Consider the following 837-nt stretch of genomic DNA (forward strand, 5'->3'; position numbering starts at 1 on the left):
CAACCATGAGAGCGTGGGCATTTGCCTGGTCGGTGGATTGGATAACAACAACCAGCCGGAAGATAACTTTACCCCACTGCAGAAGCGAATGCTGAAGCTGCTGATTGCTGGTCACCAGGCTCTGTACCCTGATGTGGAAGTACGGGGTCATAACCACTTCAGCGAACACAAAGCCTGCCCAAGCTTTCCCGTTGAAGTATGGCTCTACCAGGAAGGGCTGCAGGGAGTTGATCTGTGAGCTGGGCGGCTGCTGTCCCTTTGCTGGGGAAGGTCATTGATAAGCTGTTCCCTGATGCCAACAAAGCAAGTGAAGCTAAAGCACAACTAGCTGAGATGATGATCAACGGGGAGATCAAGGAACTGGCAGAACAGGCAGGCATCATCACCGCCGAAGCCAGGGGAGAGAGTTGGCTGCAACGCTGCTGGCGTCCTCTGGTGATGCTGGTGTTCACGGCACTGGTTGTGTGTCGCTGGATGGGCTGGGCCGCTCCGGATCTCAGTGCAGAGGTTGAGCTGAAGTTGTTCAGTATTATCCAGCTGGGCATCGGTGGTTACATTGCCAGCCGTGGTGTGGAGAAGGTGGCGAGAACATGGACGCAAAGCAGGTGATAAAAGTTATGTGTCGTGTAGCTGTGGTTTTGCACCGATTCAGAAAAGTTCGGTATCGTCCGTTTGATGCTCTGAAAGCCCCGTCATTACTGGCTTCGGGTAAGGCGGAGGGACCCTGCGAACCTTTAGCTAATGCGGGGGTACAAAGCCGCAGGCTTTCGCCAGTGACAGAGTGAAAATCGGGGTTGACAGTGGTTGACAAAAACCGAAGGAGGCCAGTGTTTATCA

At 53.8% G+C, this 837-nt stretch carries 2 protein-coding genes; both read left to right on the plus strand.

The annotated features are described in order from the left end of the window. The coding region (locus AK963_RS29860) for a peptidoglycan recognition protein family protein (RefSeq protein WP_175404754.1) at positions 1 to 238 on the plus strand (238 nt) is incomplete at its 5' end. Next, complete coding sequence (locus AK963_RS29865) at positions 235 to 609, plus strand: 3TM-type holin (protein ID WP_083232956.1); 375 nt, start codon at positions 235 to 237, stop codon at positions 607 to 609. The genes AK963_RS29860 and AK963_RS29865, both read left to right, overlap by 4 nt. Positions 610 to 837 lie beyond the last annotated feature (228 nt).

The sequence above is a fragment of the Endozoicomonas atrinae genome, assembly GCF_001647025.1.
GTDB lineage: Bacteria > Pseudomonadota > Gammaproteobacteria > Pseudomonadales > Endozoicomonadaceae > Endozoicomonas > Endozoicomonas atrinae.